Origin of the sequence: Mycobacterium sp. NPDC050853, assembly GCF_040653875.1 — a bacterium.
In the GTDB taxonomy this organism is placed as follows: Bacteria; Actinomycetota; Actinomycetes; order Mycobacteriales; family Mycobacteriaceae; genus Mycobacterium.
Window position 1 is genome coordinate 364462 of the sequence record NZ_JBFAGW010000001.1, and the last position, 16540, is coordinate 381001.

Here is a 16540-nt window from a genome sequence, read left to right on the forward strand (position 1 = left end):
ACGGTTGATCACGCCGTCTAGCTAAGAATCGGCGGGCGAACGATCCAGATCGGGCTCAAGGTAGATCACCGTCGCGATCGGAACCGCCTCCCGCACCCGCTGCTCGGCACCGTCGATCGTGGCAGCGACCCGCGGCAGGTCCGCTTTCGGTGAAATCGCGATCTTCGCCGCGACCAGAAGCTCCTCCGGGCCCAGATACTGGGTACGGCAATGGATTACCCGATCAACGTGATCGGTGCCGGCCAGCGCGTCCAGGATCGCCCGCTCCTGCGCTGCGGTCGCGCCCTCGCCGATCAACAGACTCTTCATCTCGACCATCAGGACGATCGCGATGATGCCCAGCAGCACGCCGATCGCCATGGTGCCGATGCCGTCCCATATCGGGTCGCCGGTCGCGATCGTCATACCAACGCCGAACAGCGCGAACACCAACCCCAGCAGGGCACCCGTGTCCTCAAGCAGCACGACCGGGAGCTCAGGATTGCGTGAGTTGCGGATGAACTGCCACCAGCTGGCCTTGCCCTTCAGTGGCTTGGACTCCACGAACGCTGTGCGGAAGCTGTAGCCCTCCAGCCCTATCGCAAGGACCAGGATCACGATCGCGACGATAGGAGAAGAAAGATGCTCGGGGGCGTGCACCTTGTGATAGCCCTCGTACAGGGCAAAGACCGAACCGAGCGTGAACAACACCAGTGCGACCACAAAGGAGTAGAAGAATCGGCTGCGCCCATACCCGAACGGGTGCAGGCGATCTGCTTCCCTGCTCGCGGCACGCTGTCCATAGAGCAGCAGGCCCTGGTTCGAGGTGTCCGCCACCGAGTGCACGGACTCGGCGAGCATCGACGAACTCCCGGTAATCAGAAAGCCGGCGAACTTGGCCACCGCGATACCGGCATTGGCTGCCAGGGCCGCAATGATCGCCTTCTTACTACCGCCTGCCGACATCGTCTCTCCTTCTGTCCCCGACTCGTCTTGCCCCGGTAGATCGCTACGCGTCCGCGTCGACTGTCGCCAAGAACACCCGGGCAGCGGACTGCCCAGTCAGCGTGACACTTCCACCGTCGGCCGGCACCCACACCGACTGTCCGGCGCGCACCCTGAGGTCCGTCTCCGAACCGTCCAGCCTCACGCTGCCCTGGGTGCAGAGCAGTATCCGCGGCCCCTTGACCCCGACAGCCGTTCGCTCACCGTCCACGAGATCGAAACGGGACAACGCGAACTCCTTCGCAGGCGTGCGATACCGGGTTTCCGCACCGTCGGTGACCGTCTCGACGTGCAGATGCTTTTCCGCAGCAGGTGAAAAATCCAGCACTCGAAGCAGCTCGGGTACGTCGACGTGTTTCGGGGTCAGTCCGCCGCGCAAGACGTTGTCGGAGTTGGCCATGACCTCTACCGCAAGGCCACGCAGATATGCGTGCAGGTTTCCGGCAGGCAGATAGATCCCCTCCCCCGGTTCCAGCGTGAGCCGATTCAACAACAGGGATGCAAGCACTCCGGCATCAGCGGGATAACGCTCACCCAACTCCAGGAGGGTGCGCGCCTCGGCACGAAAGCGCACGTTGTCGGAGGACAGATAGCGCACCGCGCCGTCCAGCACCGCCGGCACCAACAGATCCAAGCTCGGCTGCGGAAGGGTTATCCAGGTGGTGAACAAGGCCCGGAGTCCGTCTGCGTCGGATTGGCCGTCCAGCAGATTCACATACGGCGTCAGCTCGTCGACATCCAGGGCATGAAACAGCGCCATGGTGTCGCCGGGGTCGCGGAAGCCGGCCAACGCCTCGAAACGGTCCAGCGCTACTACCAGTTCCGGCTTGTGATTGCGATCGCGGTAATTGCGCACCGGGGAGTTGAGCGGCACGCCGGCCGCCTCTTCGCGCGCGTACCCGTCGGCCGCCTGCTGCGCGCTGGGGTGCGCCTGCAACGACAGCGGCTCATCGGCGGCCAGCACCTTGAGCAGGAAGGGCAGCTGATCACCGAACTCTGCCACCGACGCCGAACCCAACTGCCCGGCCGGATCCGCGGCCACCACGTCGAGCAATGACTTTGCACCGCCGCCTGTTTCCAGGTACGCGGGATCGGCCGGATGCGCACCCAGCCAAAGCTCGGCTTCCGGATGCGGTGTAGGCGTTGGGCGTCCGGTGAACTCGGCGATGGCTGTTCGCGAACCCCAGGCGTACGTCCTGATCGCCCCCCTGAGTAGATTCACGGCCCGGATCTCCCCCCGCCAAGCCGGGCGTAGACCGAGGCCATTTCGAACCGTGTCGCGAGCATCATCAGCTGCGCCAGCTCCGATGGTCGTGCCGCCACCTCGCCGAGGTCGGTGGTGGCCACGAGCTCGGTGTCGTCGACACCCTCGATCCTCGCCGCGACAGCTTGGAAGTCCTTGTCGGTAGCAAGAGCCAATATCCGCGGCGGTCCGACGCCACGAGGACCATCGATGAACTCGTCGTGGAACAGCGAGGCACTACCAGAGCCCCTGCCCGACAAGGCATCCCGCATCGCAGCCAACGCCTGCGAAAGTCCACATGAGGTGACGGTGCGCTGGGTCAGCCGCAGCAGTGTGACCGCCGCATGTTGAGCAAGTGCCAGCGTGGCCGACCGATCTCCGCACAACACCACGGGACCACCGGCCAAGCGCGCGGCGATCGCCTTGGCGGCGTTGGTGAAGACCTCCCGCCCCACGGTGTTCCGGGAAACCTCGCCGTCCACCTCGTCGGCGATGGTCATGACATCGGGCGCAACGGACCTGTCCACCACGCCGAGCACGGCCGCACCTACCGCAAGATTGTGCGCAAGGCTAAACGTGTCCGGCACACGCAATCGGGGGGCCAACGAAATCGCACGACCGGCACCGGAATCCGCCAGCGGACCCTCATCAGGGGCGGCGATCACCACTCGAGCACCACGGCGAGTACCCACCGACACCGCCGCACTCAGGGCCGGGTCACCGGCGTCGTCACCGGCGACCACCATGACATCCAGCGGCCCCAACCACACCGGCGCCTGTGCGGCGGTCACGAACGGAAGGTTCACCGTGTCCGAAAGAGCGCCGGCCAGAATCGCTCCCGCTGTCGCGGCCGTACCCCGACCCGCAACCCACACGACGGTGCGCAATCGGTCTTCCGAGCGGAGGGAATCCAGGGCTCCCTCGGCGAGGGCGGTACCCACCGCACGCACCTGAGCGCCGGCCATGGACGCGGCCTCCAGCGAGCCATCCCGATCGGCCGCCAATAGCGCCTCGGCGTCATCCAGATCGATTGTGGCGTTCATCAGGTCGCGGCCTCAGTACGGCCGACCAGCTCGGTGACACGTGCGACCACGGCGGCCACATCTTCATCGGTGCGCGCCTCGACATTGAGGCGCAGCAGTGGCTCGGTGTTGGACGTGCGGAGGTTGAACCACGTTCCGGTACCGATATCGACGGTGACGCCATCCAGGTGGTCAATCGAAATGATCTGTGTGCCAAATGATTTCAGTACCTCGTCGACACAAGCCCTGGCATCCGAGACGCGGAAATTGATCTCACCGGAGGACGCGTACCGCTCGTAGTCCGCCATGAGGTCCGATAACAGCCGGTCCTGTTCACTGAGCGCCGCGAGCACGTGCAGGGCCGCCAGCATGCCCGAGTCGGCGCCCCAGAAGTCGCGGAAGTAATAGTGAGCGGAATGCTCACCACCGAAGATCGCGCCGGTCTCGGCCATCAGCGCCTTGATGTATGAGTGACCCACTCGGGACCGCACCGGCGTCCCGCCGTGCTCGATCACAAGCTCGGGCACCGCACGCGACGTGATCAGGTTATGGATCACGGTGCCGCCGATCTCCCGCTCCAGCTCTCGGCGCGCTACCAAAGCGGTTACCGCAGAGGGTGATACGGCGCGTCCGCGCTCATCGACCACGAAACACCGGTCGGCATCACCATCGAAGGCAAGTCCGATATCGGCACCTTCGGCGGTGACGAATGCCTGCAGATCACGCAGGTTCTCGGGATCGAGCGGATTGGCCTCGTGATTGGGGAAATTACCGTCCAGCTCGAAGTACAACGGCGCGAGCGTGATCGACGGAATGGCACCCAGCACTGCCGGCGTCGTGTGCCCGGCCATACCGTTGCCTGCGTCTACCGCCACCCGAAGCGGACGAGCCCCGCTCAACTGAACCAGTGACCGCAGGAAATCGCCGTACTCGGCGAGGACGTCCCGCTCGGCGACGGTGCCATTCGGACCGTCGTATGTCGGCACGCCGTTGATGAGCTCATCGCTAATGATGGACAAGCCGCTGTCCTTGCCCACCGGCTTAGCGCCCGCGCGGCACAATTTGATTCCGTTGTACGCGGCCGGATTATGACTGGCGGTAAACATGGCCCCCGGACAGTCCAACAACCCGGAAGCGAAATACAGCTGGTCGGTCGATGCGAGTCCGATCAGCACGACGTCGAGCCCCTGGGCGGTGACACCGTCGGTGAACGCCCGCGCCAAACCCGGCGACGAGTCGCGCATATCGCGCCCCACCACGATCCGCAGCGGACCGTCGGGGTCGGCGGACTCCGCCCTGACCAGCCGCGCGAACGCGGACCCCACGTCGAAGACAAAGGACTCGTCGATCTGCTCGCCCAATAGGCCACGGACGTCGTACGCCTTGATGACGGCGTGGACAGCGTCAGCGGACCGGGCCATGACGAAAGCTCTCCTATGGGTCTATTGAGAGTTGGTCTGTTGAGAGAAGGACGTTAGGTATCGCTGGCCAGCCTAGTGGTCGGCCCGCATCGAACGTGAACGTCCGGCGAGTGGTTAGAGAATGTCAGCAGACCGAGCCGAAGGTACCCAAGTCTCACTCGCAGGTCATGCTCGTTCGGACCAGCCTCACTCGACGGGATCAGGGAGAACCCGCAGGTGCCCACGGCGTCGCCCGACCGGAGCCGGATGCACGGGCCGAGACGCGGCGGGGGCCGCGTGGGTACCGACATCGAGCATCGGCTCACTAAAACCGGCGGCCGCCACCCGCCGGACGCCGCCTGTCGACTCCCGCACGGCGTCGGCCAGGGCCACCAGGTCGTCGTCCTCGGGATTCGACGGCATGGGGCCGCTGTAACGGACCAGCTCCCAGCCTCGGGGCGCGGTGATCCGGCTCGCGTGCTGCGCACACAGATCCCACGAATGCGGCTCACTGGACGTGGACAGCGGCCCGACCACGGCCGTCGAATCCGCGTAGACGAATGTCAATGTCGCCACGGCGAAACTCGGGCACCCGGGCCGACAGCAGCGACGGGGGGCTCTCACAAGCGTTGAGGCTATCGCGCGCAAACACGTTCCGACTCGCAGACACGCTGGTGTCAGCGGTGATGCGCCGCTTGCGCGAAGAACGTAAGCGTCGTGAGACCGGGCGGTGACCTGCCCGTTGCTATTCCCCAGTCTCAGCAGCCTCACCTTCCCCACGGATCGCGAATACCATTCGGGACATGTCACGTGATGGACGACGCGGTGGGTCCTCTGGAGGATCGAGCTCGCAGGGCTCTCGAAGGGGTCGCGAATTCCGCGGACCTCTCCTACCGCCCACCGTTCCCGGCTGGCGCTCACGTGCCGAGCGCTTCGATATGGCAGTCCTGGAGGCCTACGAACCGATCGAACGGGCGTGGCAGGCACGGCTGGAGGGTTTGGACGTCGCGGTCGACGAGATTCCACGCATCCAACCCAAGGATCCGGATTCGGTGCAATGGCCGCCGGAAGTGATCGCAGACGGGCCGATTCCGCTGGCAAGACTGATTCCGGCCGGTGTGGACACCCGGGGTAACACCACCCGGGCGCGGATTGTCCTATTCCGAAAGCCGATCGAATTGCGCGCGAAGAAATCTGGAGATTTGTCGGATCTCCTGCACGATCTACTGGTCGCGCAGGTTGCCACCCATCTGGGGGTGGAACCGTCGGTGATCGACCCAACCATCACCGACGAGGGCGATTAACTCACCCTGGGGCGAACACAGAACACCGAATCAGATGATGCCGCGCTTCAAGCGACGGCGCTCACGCTCGGACAACCCACCCCAAATGCCGAACCGCTCGTCATTGGCCAATGCGGACTCAAGGCACTCGTCCTTGACCTCGCAGCCCAGGCAGATGCGCTTGGCCTCACGAGTCGACCCACCCTTCTCAGGGAAGAACGCCTCGGGATCGGTCTGCGCGCAGAGCGCCTTCTCTTGCCACTGGTCGTCGGCGGCACCCAACACCGCGTCAAAATCGTTCTGTACCAACGTCAGATGCGGACGTGCGGGCGGTAAGCCCGTCGCACCCGTGCCAACGCCGGAACTCAGCTCGTCGTGTACACCAAATTCACTGTGTCCGAACAGCATCGTCCCGCCTCCTCACTGTTCCTGTCGCATCCGAATACAACTCGTATTGCCCGGTTTCGTGCCACAATCTTCACTTCCGGCCATTTCGATTCGAACATTTGATCGAATCCCGGTCTGCGCCTGAGACTTACAAACTCAGCCCGAGGAATGACACTGCTGTGATTACACACGTGTTCGCTGCCGGGGTCAAGCGAAGGACGAAAATTCATACCATCTTCCACCGACAAAAACGGCGTGGCGCCCTCATGGCGTGTCGCATCATTGCCGGCGCACTAGTCTCGGTCAACGTGAAAGTCACCGTCCTCGTCGGCGGCGTCGGCGGAGCGCGTTTCCTCCTCGGCGTCCAGCGCTTGCTCGGATCAGATTCCAGCAAGCATCAGATAAACGCCATCGTGAACATTGGCGACGACGCCTGGATGCACGGCGTCAGGATCTGCCCTGACCTGGACACCTGCATGTACACCCTCGGCGGGGGGGTCGACCCGGAGCGGGGTTGGGGGCACCGCGACGAGACCTGGAACGCCATGGAGGAGTTGGCCGCCTATGGCGCCCAGCCCGACTGGTTCTCGCTCGGCGACAGGGACCTGGCCACTCACCTCATACGCAGTCAAATGCTGCGAGCCGGTTACCCGCTATCAGCGGTCACCGAAGCGTTATGCAATCGATGGCAGCCCGGGGTCCGCCTGTTACCCGCCAGCGACGACCGGTGTGAGACCCACGTGGTGATCACCGACCCCGCCGACGGAGAGCAGCGCGCGATCCATTTCCAACAGTGGTGGGTGCAGCATCGGGCGCAGGTCCCCACACACAGCTTCGCGTTCGTCGGAGCGGACGAAGCAAAGGCCACCCCGAGCGTTGCCGAGGCCATCGCCGACGCCGATGTGGTCTTGCTGGCGCCGTCCAATCCGGTGGTCAGCATCGGGGCCATCTTGGCGGTGGGTGGAGTTCGCGGGGCGCTCCGCACAACCTCGGCTCCGGTGATCGGTTACTCGCCGATCGTGTCCGGGAAGCCGCTCCGCGGAATGGCCGACGATTGTTTGCGCGTGATCGGTGTCGAGGTGAGCTCACAGGGTGTCGGAGAACACTTCGGCGCCCGCGCGCAGACCGGCATCCTGGACGGCTGGCTGGTCGACGAGGGTGATGCAGCTCACATTGAGGGAGTTCAGGTACGGTCGGTTCCGCTGCTCATGACCGACCCGGACGCAACGGCGGCGATGGTGCGTGCGGGACTCGACCTGGCCGGAGTGAAACTATGAATTCACCTGCGGATTCCCCTGCACCCGAACATGGTTCGGCCAAGCCGATCGAAATCCTACCGGTCGCGGGTTTACCCGAATTCCGCCCCGGTGACGATGTGGCCGCGGCCATAGCCGCGGCGGCACCGTGGCTACGCGACGGTGATGTGGTGGTGATCACCAGCAAAATCATCTCCAAGGCCGAGGGCCGGATCGTCGCCGCACCCACCGATCCCGAGGCCCGAGACAGCCTGCGGCGCAAACTGATCGATTCCGAGTCGGTCCGCGTGTTAGCCCGCAAGGGCAAGACGCTGATCACCGAGAACACCATCGGCATCGTGCAGGCCGCCGCCGGAATCGACGCATCCAATGTGGACACGGCCGAACTCGTGTTGCTTCCCGTCGACCCCGACGGCAGCGCTGCGGCGGTCCGGGCGGCACTGTCACGGCAGCTGAGCGTGAACGTGGCGGTAGTGGTCACCGACACCATGGGGCGAGCCTGGCGCAACGGCCAGACCGATGCGGCCATCGGCTCCTCCGGCATATCCGTCCTCTACGCCTACGCCGGTGCAAAAGATAAGCACGGCAACGAGCTTCAGGTGACCGAGGTCGCCATAGCCGATGAGATTGCGGCTGCAGCCGATTTGGTCAAGGGCAAGCTCACCGACGTGCCGGTAGCGGTGGTGCGAGGACTTTCGGTGCCCGACGACGGCAGCGTCGCCCGCGATCTCTTGCGCTCGGGTCCGGACGACTTGTTCTGGCTCGGCACCGCCGAAGCCTTGGAGCAGGGCCGCCGCGACGCGGTACTGGTACGCCGCTCAGTCCGACAATTCACCGACACCGCAGTGGATCCCGACCTGCTACGCGAAGCCATCGGCGAGGCGCTGACCGCACCCGCTCCGCATCACACCCATCCGGTGCGATTCGTGTGGGTGCGGGATCTGACAATGCGGCACGCTCTCTTGGATGCCATGAAGCAGGCATGGGCCGGCGACCTCACCGGGGACGGCCGCACCCCCGAATCCGTGGACAAGCGGGTGGCACGCGGACAGATCCTCTATGACGCGCCGGAAGTCGTGATCCCGTTCCTGGTGCCCGACGGCGCCCACGACTATCCCGACGAGCGTCGCACCGGCGCGGAACGCACCATGTTCACCGTCGCAGTCGGCGCAGCGGTACAGGCACTGCTGGTGACGTTGGCCGCGCGAGGTGTGGGCAGCTGCTGGATTGGGTCCACCATCTTCGCGGGAGATGTCGTGCGCAGCCAACTGGGGCTAGAAGCGTCGTGGGAACCGATGGGAGCCATCGCGATTGGCTATCCGTCCGAGCCACTGGAACCACGCTCTCCCCTGCCACCCGGCCAGATGCTGGTGGAATTGTGACGAGCCACTCGGGCGAGGAACGTCGAGCATGAGCGGGCTACATGGGTCCACCATCGAATTGCTCTCCTCATGGGAGGCTCCGAATGAGGAACAGGACAGTCTGCGGCACGCCGTGCTGGCGTTTCTCGACGCCAATCCGGACGCCTGCCGTCGTCGCTGTGTCGCCGGCCATATCACCGCCTCGGCCCTGGTGGTCAGCGACGACGGATCGAAGGCGCTGCTGACTCTGCACCCTCGGGTGGGTAAGTGGCTCCAGCTCGGCGGCCACTGCGAGGAGGAGGACACCACCATCCAGGCCGCCGCCCTGCGGGAGGCCACCGAAGAGTCCGGCATCGGGGGCCTTCTCCTCGACCCGAATCTACTTGGGGTACATGTACATCCGATCACCTGCTCGCTGGGCGTGCCGACGCGCCACCTCGATCTGCAGTTCCTCGCGCACGCACCGGAGGGCGCGCAGATCACCGTCAGCGACGAATCACTCGACCTGCGTTGGTGGCCCATCGACCAGGTTCCGGACGACGATCCGTCGGTCGTCACGTTGTCGCAACGAGCCCGCGCCCGCCGCGTGTAACGCGGTGTCGGTCCCCGTTGCGCAGCAACGGTGCTAGACGTCCGAGGAGTACCGGATGCCGCCGTCTGGAATGGTGATTCCGGGCCACACCCGGGCGCCACGCAGCAGCTCGCAGCGCGCACCGATATCGGCACCGTCACCGATCACGCCGTCCCGCACCAATGCCCGCGGACCAATGCGTGCGCCGAACCCGATGATCGAACGTTCCACTACGGCACCCGCTTCGATGCGAGCACCGTCGAACACCACCGCACCGTCCAGCCGCGCCCCCGGACCGATCTCGGCACCCCGACCCACCACGGTGCCACCAATCACCACCGCGCCGGGCGCCACCGAGGCACCGTCGTGCACCAACGCCTCCCCGTGATGCTCAGGAATCGCCGGAGACGGCGCGATACCGCGGACCAGATCGGCCGAGCCGCGCACGAAGTCCTCGGGAGTTCCCATATCACGCCAATAGCTGGTGTCGACGAATCCGCACACCTTGGCACCGCCGCTCAGCAGTCCCGGAAAGACCTCCCGCTCAACCGAAACCGGTCTGCCCGAAGGAATCTGCTCGATCAGCTCGCGCCGGAACACGTAGCATCCGGCGTTGATCTGATCGGTGGGGGGATCCTCGGTCTTCTCCAGAAATGCGGTGACACGACCGTCGGAATCGGTAGGCACACAACCGAACGCACGCGGGTCGCCAACCCGCACCAAGTGCAACGTCAGGTCTGCATGGGTCTGTTCATGGTGCGCGAGGAGATGTTTCAGATCCAGGCCGGACAACACGTCGCCGTTGAAGACCAAGGTGGTGTCATGGCGCAGGTGCTCCAGCACGTTCCGGATGGCACCACCGGTACCCAACGGTTCCGTCTCGGTGACATATGTGATCGAGAGCCCGAGCTTGGACCCGTCACCGAATTCCGACTCGAAGACCTCGGCCTTGTAGGAAGTCCCGAGCACGACATGGTCGATACCCGCCGCCGCGACCCGCGACAGCACATGCGTCAGGAAGGGGAACCCGGCAATCGGCAGCATCGGCTTGGGCGCCGAGAGCGTCAGCGGGCGTAACCGGGTGCCCTGCCCTCCCACCAGGATGACGGCATCGGCTTTCATATGGTCAGACATATCACTCTCCTTGCTTCTGCTGGCGCCGATTGGCGCGGATCGCCGCGCGCACCACGACGGCCGATCGGGCCGCCAACGCACCCCGGATGCTCCAGCGCAACGGCGCCTGCCACCAGTGCGGATGCCGGTCCGCCTGGAAGATGTAGACACTGTCGTGGTGAGCGTTGAGGCTCCGCGCGGGATCACGTCCGGCTGCATGACCTTTTGCGTGCACCACCTCCGCGGCGGGCGCGTACACGTTCTGCCAGCCCGCACGTGCGAGCCGGTCCCCTAGATCGACGTCCTCCATGTACATGAAGTACCGCGTATCGAATCCGCCGATGGCATCGAAGGCCTTACGCCGGAGCAGCAGGCAAGATCCCGACAGCCATCCGACAACGCGCTCGGACGGTTCCAGCCGGTCCTGACGGTAGGCCGCGGTCCAGGGATTTGATGGCCACACCGAGCCCAGCAGCGCATGAAGGCCGCCTCCCATCAGGGTCGGCACCACCCGCGCGGAGGGATACACCGTGCCGTCGGGCTCACGAATCAGCGGGCCCAGCGCGCCAGCGGCCGGCCAACGCTGCGCAACCTCCAGCAGTGCGTCGAGGCTGCCCGGACCCCATTGCACATCGGGGTTGGCGATCACAATCCATTCGGCATCCGGATCGACCTGGGCGACCCCCAGGTTGGCGGCCTTCCCGTAGCCGACATTGCCCCCGGTGCGGAGCAGCTCGACATCGGACTCCGTGGAAGCGGCCTCGGGCGCTCCATCGACAGAGCCGTTATCGGCCAGGATCACCCGCAGTGGACGATTCGTGGCATGGCGCAGCGTCGTCAGGAAACGGTGCAGATGCTCGCCAGGCGAGTAGGTCACCGTCACCACGGCAAGCTGGTCAGTCACCGATGAGCCGCTTGCGCGAAGAGAATCAGTCACCGATGAGCCGCTTGCGCAGAGGATCCAGTCACGGTGCTAGAGGGTACCTATACATCGTTTGTGGCCAGCGCCTCAGCCAATGCGTCACGCCAATGCCGCAGCGGCGGCAGACCCAATTCGGCCCACTGGCTGCCGTCGAGCGCCGAGTACACCGGCCGCGGCGCGGGGCGCGGCATATCCGCGGAGAGGCAGGGTTGAACTCGTGCGCTGTCGGCTCCTACCAGCTCGAACACCGCCCTCGCCCAGTCGAACCGATTAACCACCCCACCCCCGGCCGCGTGCAGGAGTGGTGCGTCTACCGAAGAGGCAGCCAAGTCCAGGAGGGCATCGGCCAGATCTGCGGCATACGTCGGCGACCCGGTCTGGTCCGTCACCACCCGCACAGGCCCGTCCCCAGCGGCCAGTCGCCTCATGACGCCGACGAAATCGCCACCAACACCCGTGTAGACCCACGCCGTACGCACCACGTGAGCTGTTGGTAGGACAGCGTGGACAGCCTGCTCTCCGGCGAACTTGGTACGTGCGTACACACTATTGGGAGCCGTGGCGTCATCCGGGCGGTACGGGCGTGGGCTACCGTCACCGAACTCTCCACCGAACACGTAGTCGGTGGAGACATGGATCAACCTGGCGCCAACGTCACGACATGCCTGCGCCACCCTGGCGGCACCGTCGGCGTTCACCGCATACGCCCTGGCCTCGTCCGTTTCCGCGGCGTCCACGGCGGTGTAGGCGGCGCAGTTGACGACGGTATCCCCTGCAGCAACCACCCCGTCGGCCACATCGTCCCGGGTAATATCCCAATCAGACGATGTCAGCGCACGGATCGCAATGTCGCGAGACCTGGCACGGGCAATAAGGTGAGAGCCGAGTTGACCACCCGCTCCGGTGATGACGAGCACGCCCCGAGTCTGGCACGCCGGGGTTCGCTTCCAAAGGATGCACGGTCGGCCGACGTAGCCTTGACGAGGCTTGAGATGTTTTTGCCCGGTGAAGACCCGGGCCCGGAAAGGAACGAACCCACCGTGACGGAGACGCAGACAGAGACACCGCGTCCCCTGTGGCGGGGTATCGCGACTCTGGCCGCGGTCGCCGTCATGGTGGTCACCGGGGCAGCCTGGGGACAGATCGGCAACATCGATCCGACCATCGCCCGGTTCGATCTTCCTGGCCTGTTCGGTAATGCGGCCAGACCCGATGACGGCGCAATTGACATCCTGATGGTGGGCGTCGACAGCCGTAGCGATGCGCACGGCAATCCGCTCTCGCAGGACGAACTGGCGATGTTGCGCGCTGGTGATGAGACCGCCACGAACACCGACACCATCATTCTCATCCGCATCCCCAACAACGGAAAATCGGCAACTGCGATCTCCATCCCCCGCGACTCCTATGTCACCGTCCCGGACGGCAGCAAGGGAAAAATCAACGGCGTCTACGGCGAAGCCAAGGAGAACGATCGGCAGAAGCGCGTCGAATCCGGCGAGACGCTGGAGGCCGCTGAGCGCGAGTCAGTGGATGCGGGGCGTGCGGCGCTGACCCAGACCGTGGCCAAGCTGACCGGCGTGACCGTCGACCGCTACGCCGAGGTCAGCATGCTCGGGTTCGTACTGATGACCGACGCGCTTGGTGGAGTCGGCGTGTGTCTCAACGAGGCTGTCTACGAACCTATGTCGGGCGCCGACTTCCCCGCCGGCCCGCAGACACTCGATGGGCCGAATGCATTGAGCTTCGTGCGGCAACGCCACGACCTGCCCCGCGGCGACCTCGATCGAGTGGTCCGCCAGCAGGTGGTGATGTCGTCCTTGGCGCATTCGGCGCTCTCGGGAGGCACGTTGACCAATCCCACCACCTTGGGCAAGCTGCGCGATGCGATCACCCGCACCGTGGTGCTCAGCGAGGGCTGGAATGTCATGGACTTCATCCAGCAGCTGCAGAAGTTGTCCGGAGGGAACATCGCGTTCGCGACCATCCCGATCCTGCGCGAGGACGGTTGGACCGAGGACGGGACGCAAAGCGTCGTCAAGGTGGACGCCGACCAGGTACGCAACTGGGTGTCCGGCCTGCTGGATCAGCAGGCTGAGGGCAGGACCGAAGAGGCCACCTATTCCAAGGATCAAACGACTGCCGAGGTCGTCAATGAGACCGAGATCAACGGCCTGGCTGCCGCTGTTTCGGAACTGTTGGTAGGTAAGGGATTCACCGCCGGCAAGGTTGGTAACAACGACAGCGAGCACGCGGGCAGCAGCCAGGTCCAGGCCGCGAAACAAGACGACGTGGGCGCCAAGGCAGTGGGCGAGATACTGGGGTTGCAGGTCGTGCAGAAGCAGGGGCTCCCCGAACGCACCGTACGGGTGGTGCTGTCCAGCGATTACCACGGTCCCGGGTCTGGCCGCGACACCACACCGGCGTCCTCGTCGGAGACCGGATACACCGAGGAAGCGACGCCTCCACCTCCGCCGTCGCCCATCTTCACCGCGGCCAACGGCCCGCGCTGCGTCAACTGATGAACCTCACGTCATTGCTGCTGGGCGACTTGAATAGTCCGGCACCGCGGATCACTTACTACGACGACGCCACCGGCGAACGCATCGAGCTCTCGACGGTGACGCTCGCCAATTGGGCCGCCAAGACCGCCAACATGTTGCGCGACGAGTTCGGCGCGGGACCTGGGTCCACGGCCGCGGTGCGGCTGCCCGCGCATTGGCAGACCGCGGGTGTGCTCCTCGGAATCTGGTGGGCCGGTGCGGAAGTGGTGCTCGGCGGAGACAGCTCGGCCGACGTGGCGTTCTGCAGGCTCGGTGATGAGCCGGATGCCGATGAGGTGTGCGTACTGTCCCTCGACGCATTCGGGCGCCCGGTGCCCGACCTGCCACTGGGGTTGACCGACTATTCGACGGCAGTCCGGGTGCATGGGGACCGGTTCTCCCCCGCCGGCGCCGGGGCTGCACTAAACGGTCGCGGCGTCGACGAGATTGCTGCCGCCGCACGGGAAAGTGCCGCAGCACAGGGCATCACGGCCGAGGATCGGGTGCTGAGCTCGGGCCCTTGGGATTCCGGTGACGCGCTGATCGCCAATCTGCTGGCGGTGCTCATCCCCGGAGCGTCGCTGGTTCAGGTGGCCAACCCCGACCCTGCCGCGCAGGAACGAAGGGTTCTCTCCGAGAAGGTGACGAAGCCCCTCTAGGCGCCGAACGCGCTAGTACGCACACATTTCGCAAGTAGACCAGTGCGTAGTTGCGCGTTCGGCGGAAGAGATTAGGAAGACAGCAGCGCGCGGCTCATGACAACGCGCTGAATCTGGTTGGTGCCCTCGTAGATCTGGGTGATCTTCGCATCGCGCATCATGCGCTCCACCGGGAAGTCGGTGGTGTATCCGGCGCCGCCGAACAGCTGCACGGCATCGGTGGTGACCTCCATGGCCACATCGCTGGCGAAGCACTTCGATGCCGAGGAGATGAAGCCCAGGTTCTTCTCGCCGCGCTCGGCGCGGGCCGCGGCGGTGTACACCATCAGGCGCGCGGCCTCGACCTTCATCGCCATATCGGCCAGCATGAACTGCACACCTTGGAAATCGCTGATCGACTTGCCAAACTGCTTGCGGTCCTTGGTGTATGCGATCGCCTGATCCAGCGCACCTTGGGCGATGCCGAGCGCCTGGGCACCGATGGTCGGACGGGTGTGGTCCAGCGTCTGCAGCGCGGTCTTGAACCCGGTGCCCGGCTCGCCGATGATCCGGTCACCCGGGATGCGACAGTTCTCGAAGTACAGCTCGGCCGTCGGCGAACCCTTGATGCCGAGCTTGTGCTCCAGCGGACCTACGGTGAATCCCTCGTCGTCCTTGTGCACCATGAACGCCGAGATCCCGCTGGCCTTCTTATCGGGGTCGGTCACCGCCATGACGGTGTACCAGGACGACTTTCCGCCGTTGGTGATCCAGCACTTCGAACCGTTGATAACCCAATCGTCGCCGTCGGCCTTCGCGCGGGTGCGCATGGCGGCCGCGTCGCTACCGGCCTCGCGTTCGGACAGCGCGTACGAGGCCATGGCCTCACCGTTAGCGATCGACGGCAGCACCTGCCGCTTCAGCTCTTCGGAACCACTGAGAATCAGCCCCATGGTGCCCAGCTTGTTCACCGCGGGAATCAGCGACGAAGAAGCACAGACCCGCGCAACCTCTTCGATGACGATGCAGGCGGCGACACTGTCGGCACCCTGCCCGTCGTACTCCTCGGGAACGTGCACCGCGTTGAAGCCCGACGCGACCAGCGCGTCAAGCGCCTCCTGGGGGAAGCGCGGCTTCTCGTCGACGTCCTTGGCGTGCGGGGCGATCTCTTTCTCGGCCAATCCCCGGATCGCCGCACGCAGCTCGTCGTGCTCTTCAGCCAATTTGAACAGGTCAAACGACGGGTTCCCAGCCATCACGCCCTCCAGGGTCAATCAGAGTTAGTCGGCATTAACTGTACGGCAAGGTCAAATTTGGTCGCCCATCAGTCTGCGCCGCAGCGCCTCGTCTTTCTCCAGAACGGTTGCTTCCATGCTCGCCTGGAAGGCAACGACCTTCTCCCGCAGCGCGGTATCGGACACCCCGAGGATCCGTGCCGCCAGCAGCCCGGCGTTGCGGGCCCCGCCGATGGACACCGTCGCCACCGGCACACCAGCGGGCATCTGCACAATCGAGAGCAGCGAATCAAGGCCGTCCAGGCGCGCCAACGGCACCGGAACGCCGATCACCGGCAGCGGGGTGGCCGAGGCCACCATGCCGGGTAGATGTGCGGCACCGCCGGCCCCGGCGATGATCACGTCGAGACCGCGTTCTGCCGCCGACTGCGCATACTCCAGCATGCGCCCCGGCGTCCGGTGCGCCGAGACAACGCCCACTTCGAAAGGAATCTCGAACTCCGCCAAGGCATTCGCGGCATCCGACATCACCGACCAGTCGCTGTCGCTACCCATGATCAGGCCGACCCGTGCGCTCACCAT

The 16540-nt window shown here is 65.1% G+C and carries 17 protein-coding genes; 6 read left to right on the forward strand and 11 right to left on the reverse strand.

Going from position 1 to position 16540, the window contains the following annotated elements; translation table 11 throughout:
* Window positions 1–21: 21 nt before the first annotated feature.
* From AB0H22_RS01815 to AB0H22_RS01835, 5 genes are all read right to left on the reverse strand, one after another.
* A complete protein-coding gene (locus AB0H22_RS01815; RefSeq protein ID WP_180748488.1) occupies window positions 22–945 on the reverse strand; it encodes a cation diffusion facilitator family transporter in 924 nt (307 codons plus the stop codon).
* Between the two features lie 43 nt (window positions 946–988).
* Window positions 989–2206, reverse strand: a complete 1218-nt coding sequence (gene manA / locus AB0H22_RS01820; RefSeq protein ID WP_358144392.1) for a mannose-6-phosphate isomerase, class I — start codon at window positions 2204–2206, stop codon at window positions 989–991.
* Window positions 2203–3270, reverse strand: a complete 1068-nt coding sequence (locus tag AB0H22_RS01825; protein ID WP_180748490.1) for a TobH protein — start codon at window positions 3268–3270, stop codon at window positions 2203–2205. Before AB0H22_RS01825 ends, manA begins: the two co-directional genes overlap by 4 nt.
* A complete protein-coding gene (locus AB0H22_RS01830) occupies window positions 3270–4670 on the reverse strand; it encodes a phosphomannomutase/phosphoglucomutase (protein WP_358144395.1) in 1401 nt (466 codons plus the stop codon). The genes AB0H22_RS01825 and AB0H22_RS01830 overlap by 1 nt, the downstream gene beginning before the upstream one ends.
* A 186-nt stretch (window positions 4671–4856) precedes the next feature.
* Window positions 4857–5273, reverse strand: a complete 417-nt coding sequence (locus tag AB0H22_RS01835) for a DUF3499 domain-containing protein (RefSeq protein WP_180748492.1) — start codon at window positions 5271–5273, stop codon at window positions 4857–4859.
* A 179-nt stretch (window positions 5274–5452) separates the two neighbouring features.
* Between AB0H22_RS01835 and AB0H22_RS01840 the strand changes: the two genes are divergently transcribed.
* Entirely contained in the window at window positions 5453–5953 is a 501-nt protein-coding gene (locus AB0H22_RS01840; protein WP_180748493.1) for a metallopeptidase family protein, read from the forward strand.
* Between the two features lie 30 nt (window positions 5954–5983).
* Here the strand turns inward: AB0H22_RS01840 and AB0H22_RS01845 are convergent, their stop codons facing one another.
* On the reverse strand, window positions 5984–6247 hold the full coding sequence (locus AB0H22_RS01845; RefSeq protein WP_180749686.1) for a WhiB family transcriptional regulator: 264 nt from the start codon (window positions 6245–6247) through the stop codon (window positions 5984–5986).
* Window positions 6248–6627: 380 nt separating this feature from the next.
* Between AB0H22_RS01845 and cofD the strand changes: the two genes are divergently transcribed.
* The 3 genes from cofD to AB0H22_RS01860 are packed head-to-tail and all read left to right on the forward strand — an operon-like array spanning window position 6628 to window position 9528.
* Complete coding sequence (cofD, locus tag AB0H22_RS01850; RefSeq protein ID WP_358144398.1) at window positions 6628–7596, forward strand: 2-phospho-L-lactate transferase; 969 nt, start codon at window positions 6628–6630, stop codon at window positions 7594–7596.
* A complete protein-coding gene (locus AB0H22_RS01855; protein ID WP_180748495.1) occupies window positions 7593–8957 on the forward strand; it encodes a coenzyme F420-0:L-glutamate ligase in 1365 nt (454 codons plus the stop codon). The genes cofD and AB0H22_RS01855 overlap by 4 nt, the downstream gene beginning before the upstream one ends.
* 28 nt (window positions 8958–8985) lie before the next feature.
* Window positions 8986–9528: an NUDIX hydrolase gene (locus AB0H22_RS01860; protein ID WP_358144400.1), complete on the forward strand. Its 543-nt coding sequence runs from the start codon at window positions 8986–8988 to the stop codon at window positions 9526–9528.
* Window positions 9529–9561: 33 nt separating this feature from the next.
* Here AB0H22_RS01860 and AB0H22_RS01865 read toward each other — a convergent pair whose 3' ends face one another.
* The 3 genes from AB0H22_RS01865 to rfbD all read right to left on the reverse strand — a co-directional run bounded on the left by AB0H22_RS01865 (window position 9562) and on the right by rfbD (window position 12459).
* Entirely contained in the window at window positions 9562–10641 is a 1080-nt protein-coding gene (locus AB0H22_RS01865) for an NDP-sugar synthase (protein WP_180748497.1), read from the reverse strand.
* A gap of 1 nt (window position 10642) precedes the next feature.
* Window positions 10643–11506 carry a glycosyltransferase family 2 protein gene (locus tag AB0H22_RS01870; RefSeq protein ID WP_358145995.1) on the reverse strand — a complete coding sequence of 288 codons (864 nt, stop codon included), beginning with the start codon at window positions 11504–11506 and terminating at the stop codon, window positions 10643–10645.
* 98 nt (window positions 11507–11604) lie between these two features.
* Window positions 11605–12459: a dTDP-4-dehydrorhamnose reductase gene (rfbD, locus tag AB0H22_RS01875; RefSeq protein ID WP_180748498.1), complete on the reverse strand. Its 855-nt coding sequence runs from the start codon at window positions 12457–12459 to the stop codon at window positions 11605–11607.
* A gap of 195 nt (window positions 12460–12654) precedes the next feature.
* Between rfbD and AB0H22_RS01880 the strand changes: the two genes are divergently transcribed.
* On the forward strand, window positions 12655–14064 hold the full coding sequence (locus tag AB0H22_RS01880; protein WP_255485715.1) for an LCP family protein: 1410 nt from the start codon (window positions 12655–12657) through the stop codon (window positions 14062–14064).
* Window positions 14061–14744, forward strand: coding sequence for a TIGR03089 family protein (locus tag AB0H22_RS01885; protein WP_358145997.1), 684 nt, complete (start codon window positions 14061–14063; stop codon window positions 14742–14744). The genes AB0H22_RS01880 and AB0H22_RS01885 overlap by 4 nt, the downstream gene beginning before the upstream one ends.
* A 71-nt stretch (window positions 14745–14815) precedes the next feature.
* Here AB0H22_RS01885 and AB0H22_RS01890 read toward each other — a convergent pair whose 3' ends face one another.
* Entirely contained in the window at window positions 14816–15979 is a 1164-nt protein-coding gene (locus AB0H22_RS01890; protein WP_180749689.1) for an acyl-CoA dehydrogenase, read from the reverse strand.
* Window positions 15980–16030: 51 nt separating this feature from the next.
* The gene (purE, locus tag AB0H22_RS01895) at window positions 16031–16540 is read right to left on the reverse strand and encodes a 5-(carboxyamino)imidazole ribonucleotide mutase (RefSeq protein WP_219602557.1); all 510 of its coding nucleotides are present in this window, start codon (window positions 16538–16540) and stop codon (window positions 16031–16033) included.

Excerpts from the sequence above, each read along its gene's own strand:
- purE (WP_219602557.1), bottom strand. The coding sequence starts at position 16,540 with ATGGTGAGCGCACGGGTCGGCCTGATCATGGGTAGCGACAGCGACTGG.
- AB0H22_RS01890 (WP_180749689.1), bottom strand. The coding sequence starts at position 15,979 with ATGGCTGGGAACCCGTCGTTTGACCTGTTCAAATTGGCTGAAGAGCAC.
- AB0H22_RS01865 (WP_180748497.1), bottom strand. The coding sequence starts at position 10,641 with ATGTCTGACCATATGAAAGCCGATGCCGTCATCCTGGTGGGAGGGCAG.
- AB0H22_RS01825 (WP_180748490.1), bottom strand. The coding sequence starts at position 3,270 with ATGAACGCCACAATCGATCTGGATGACGCCGAGGCGCTATTGGCGGCC.
- AB0H22_RS01860 (WP_358144400.1), top strand. The coding sequence starts at position 8,986 with ATGAGCGGGCTACATGGGTCCACCATCGAATTGCTCTCCTCATGGGAG.
- AB0H22_RS01840 (WP_180748493.1), top strand. The coding sequence starts at position 5,453 with ATGTCACGTGATGGACGACGCGGTGGGTCCTCTGGAGGATCGAGCTCG.
- AB0H22_RS01880 (WP_255485715.1), top strand. The coding sequence starts at position 12,655 with ATGGTGGTCACCGGGGCAGCCTGGGGACAGATCGGCAACATCGATCCG.
- AB0H22_RS01815 (WP_180748488.1), bottom strand. The coding sequence starts at position 945 with ATGTCGGCAGGCGGTAGTAAGAAGGCGATCATTGCGGCCCTGGCAGCC.
- AB0H22_RS01830 (WP_358144395.1), bottom strand. The coding sequence starts at position 4,670 with ATGGCCCGGTCCGCTGACGCTGTCCACGCCGTCATCAAGGCGTACGAC.
- AB0H22_RS01855 (WP_180748495.1), top strand. The coding sequence starts at position 7,593 with ATGAATTCACCTGCGGATTCCCCTGCACCCGAACATGGTTCGGCCAAG.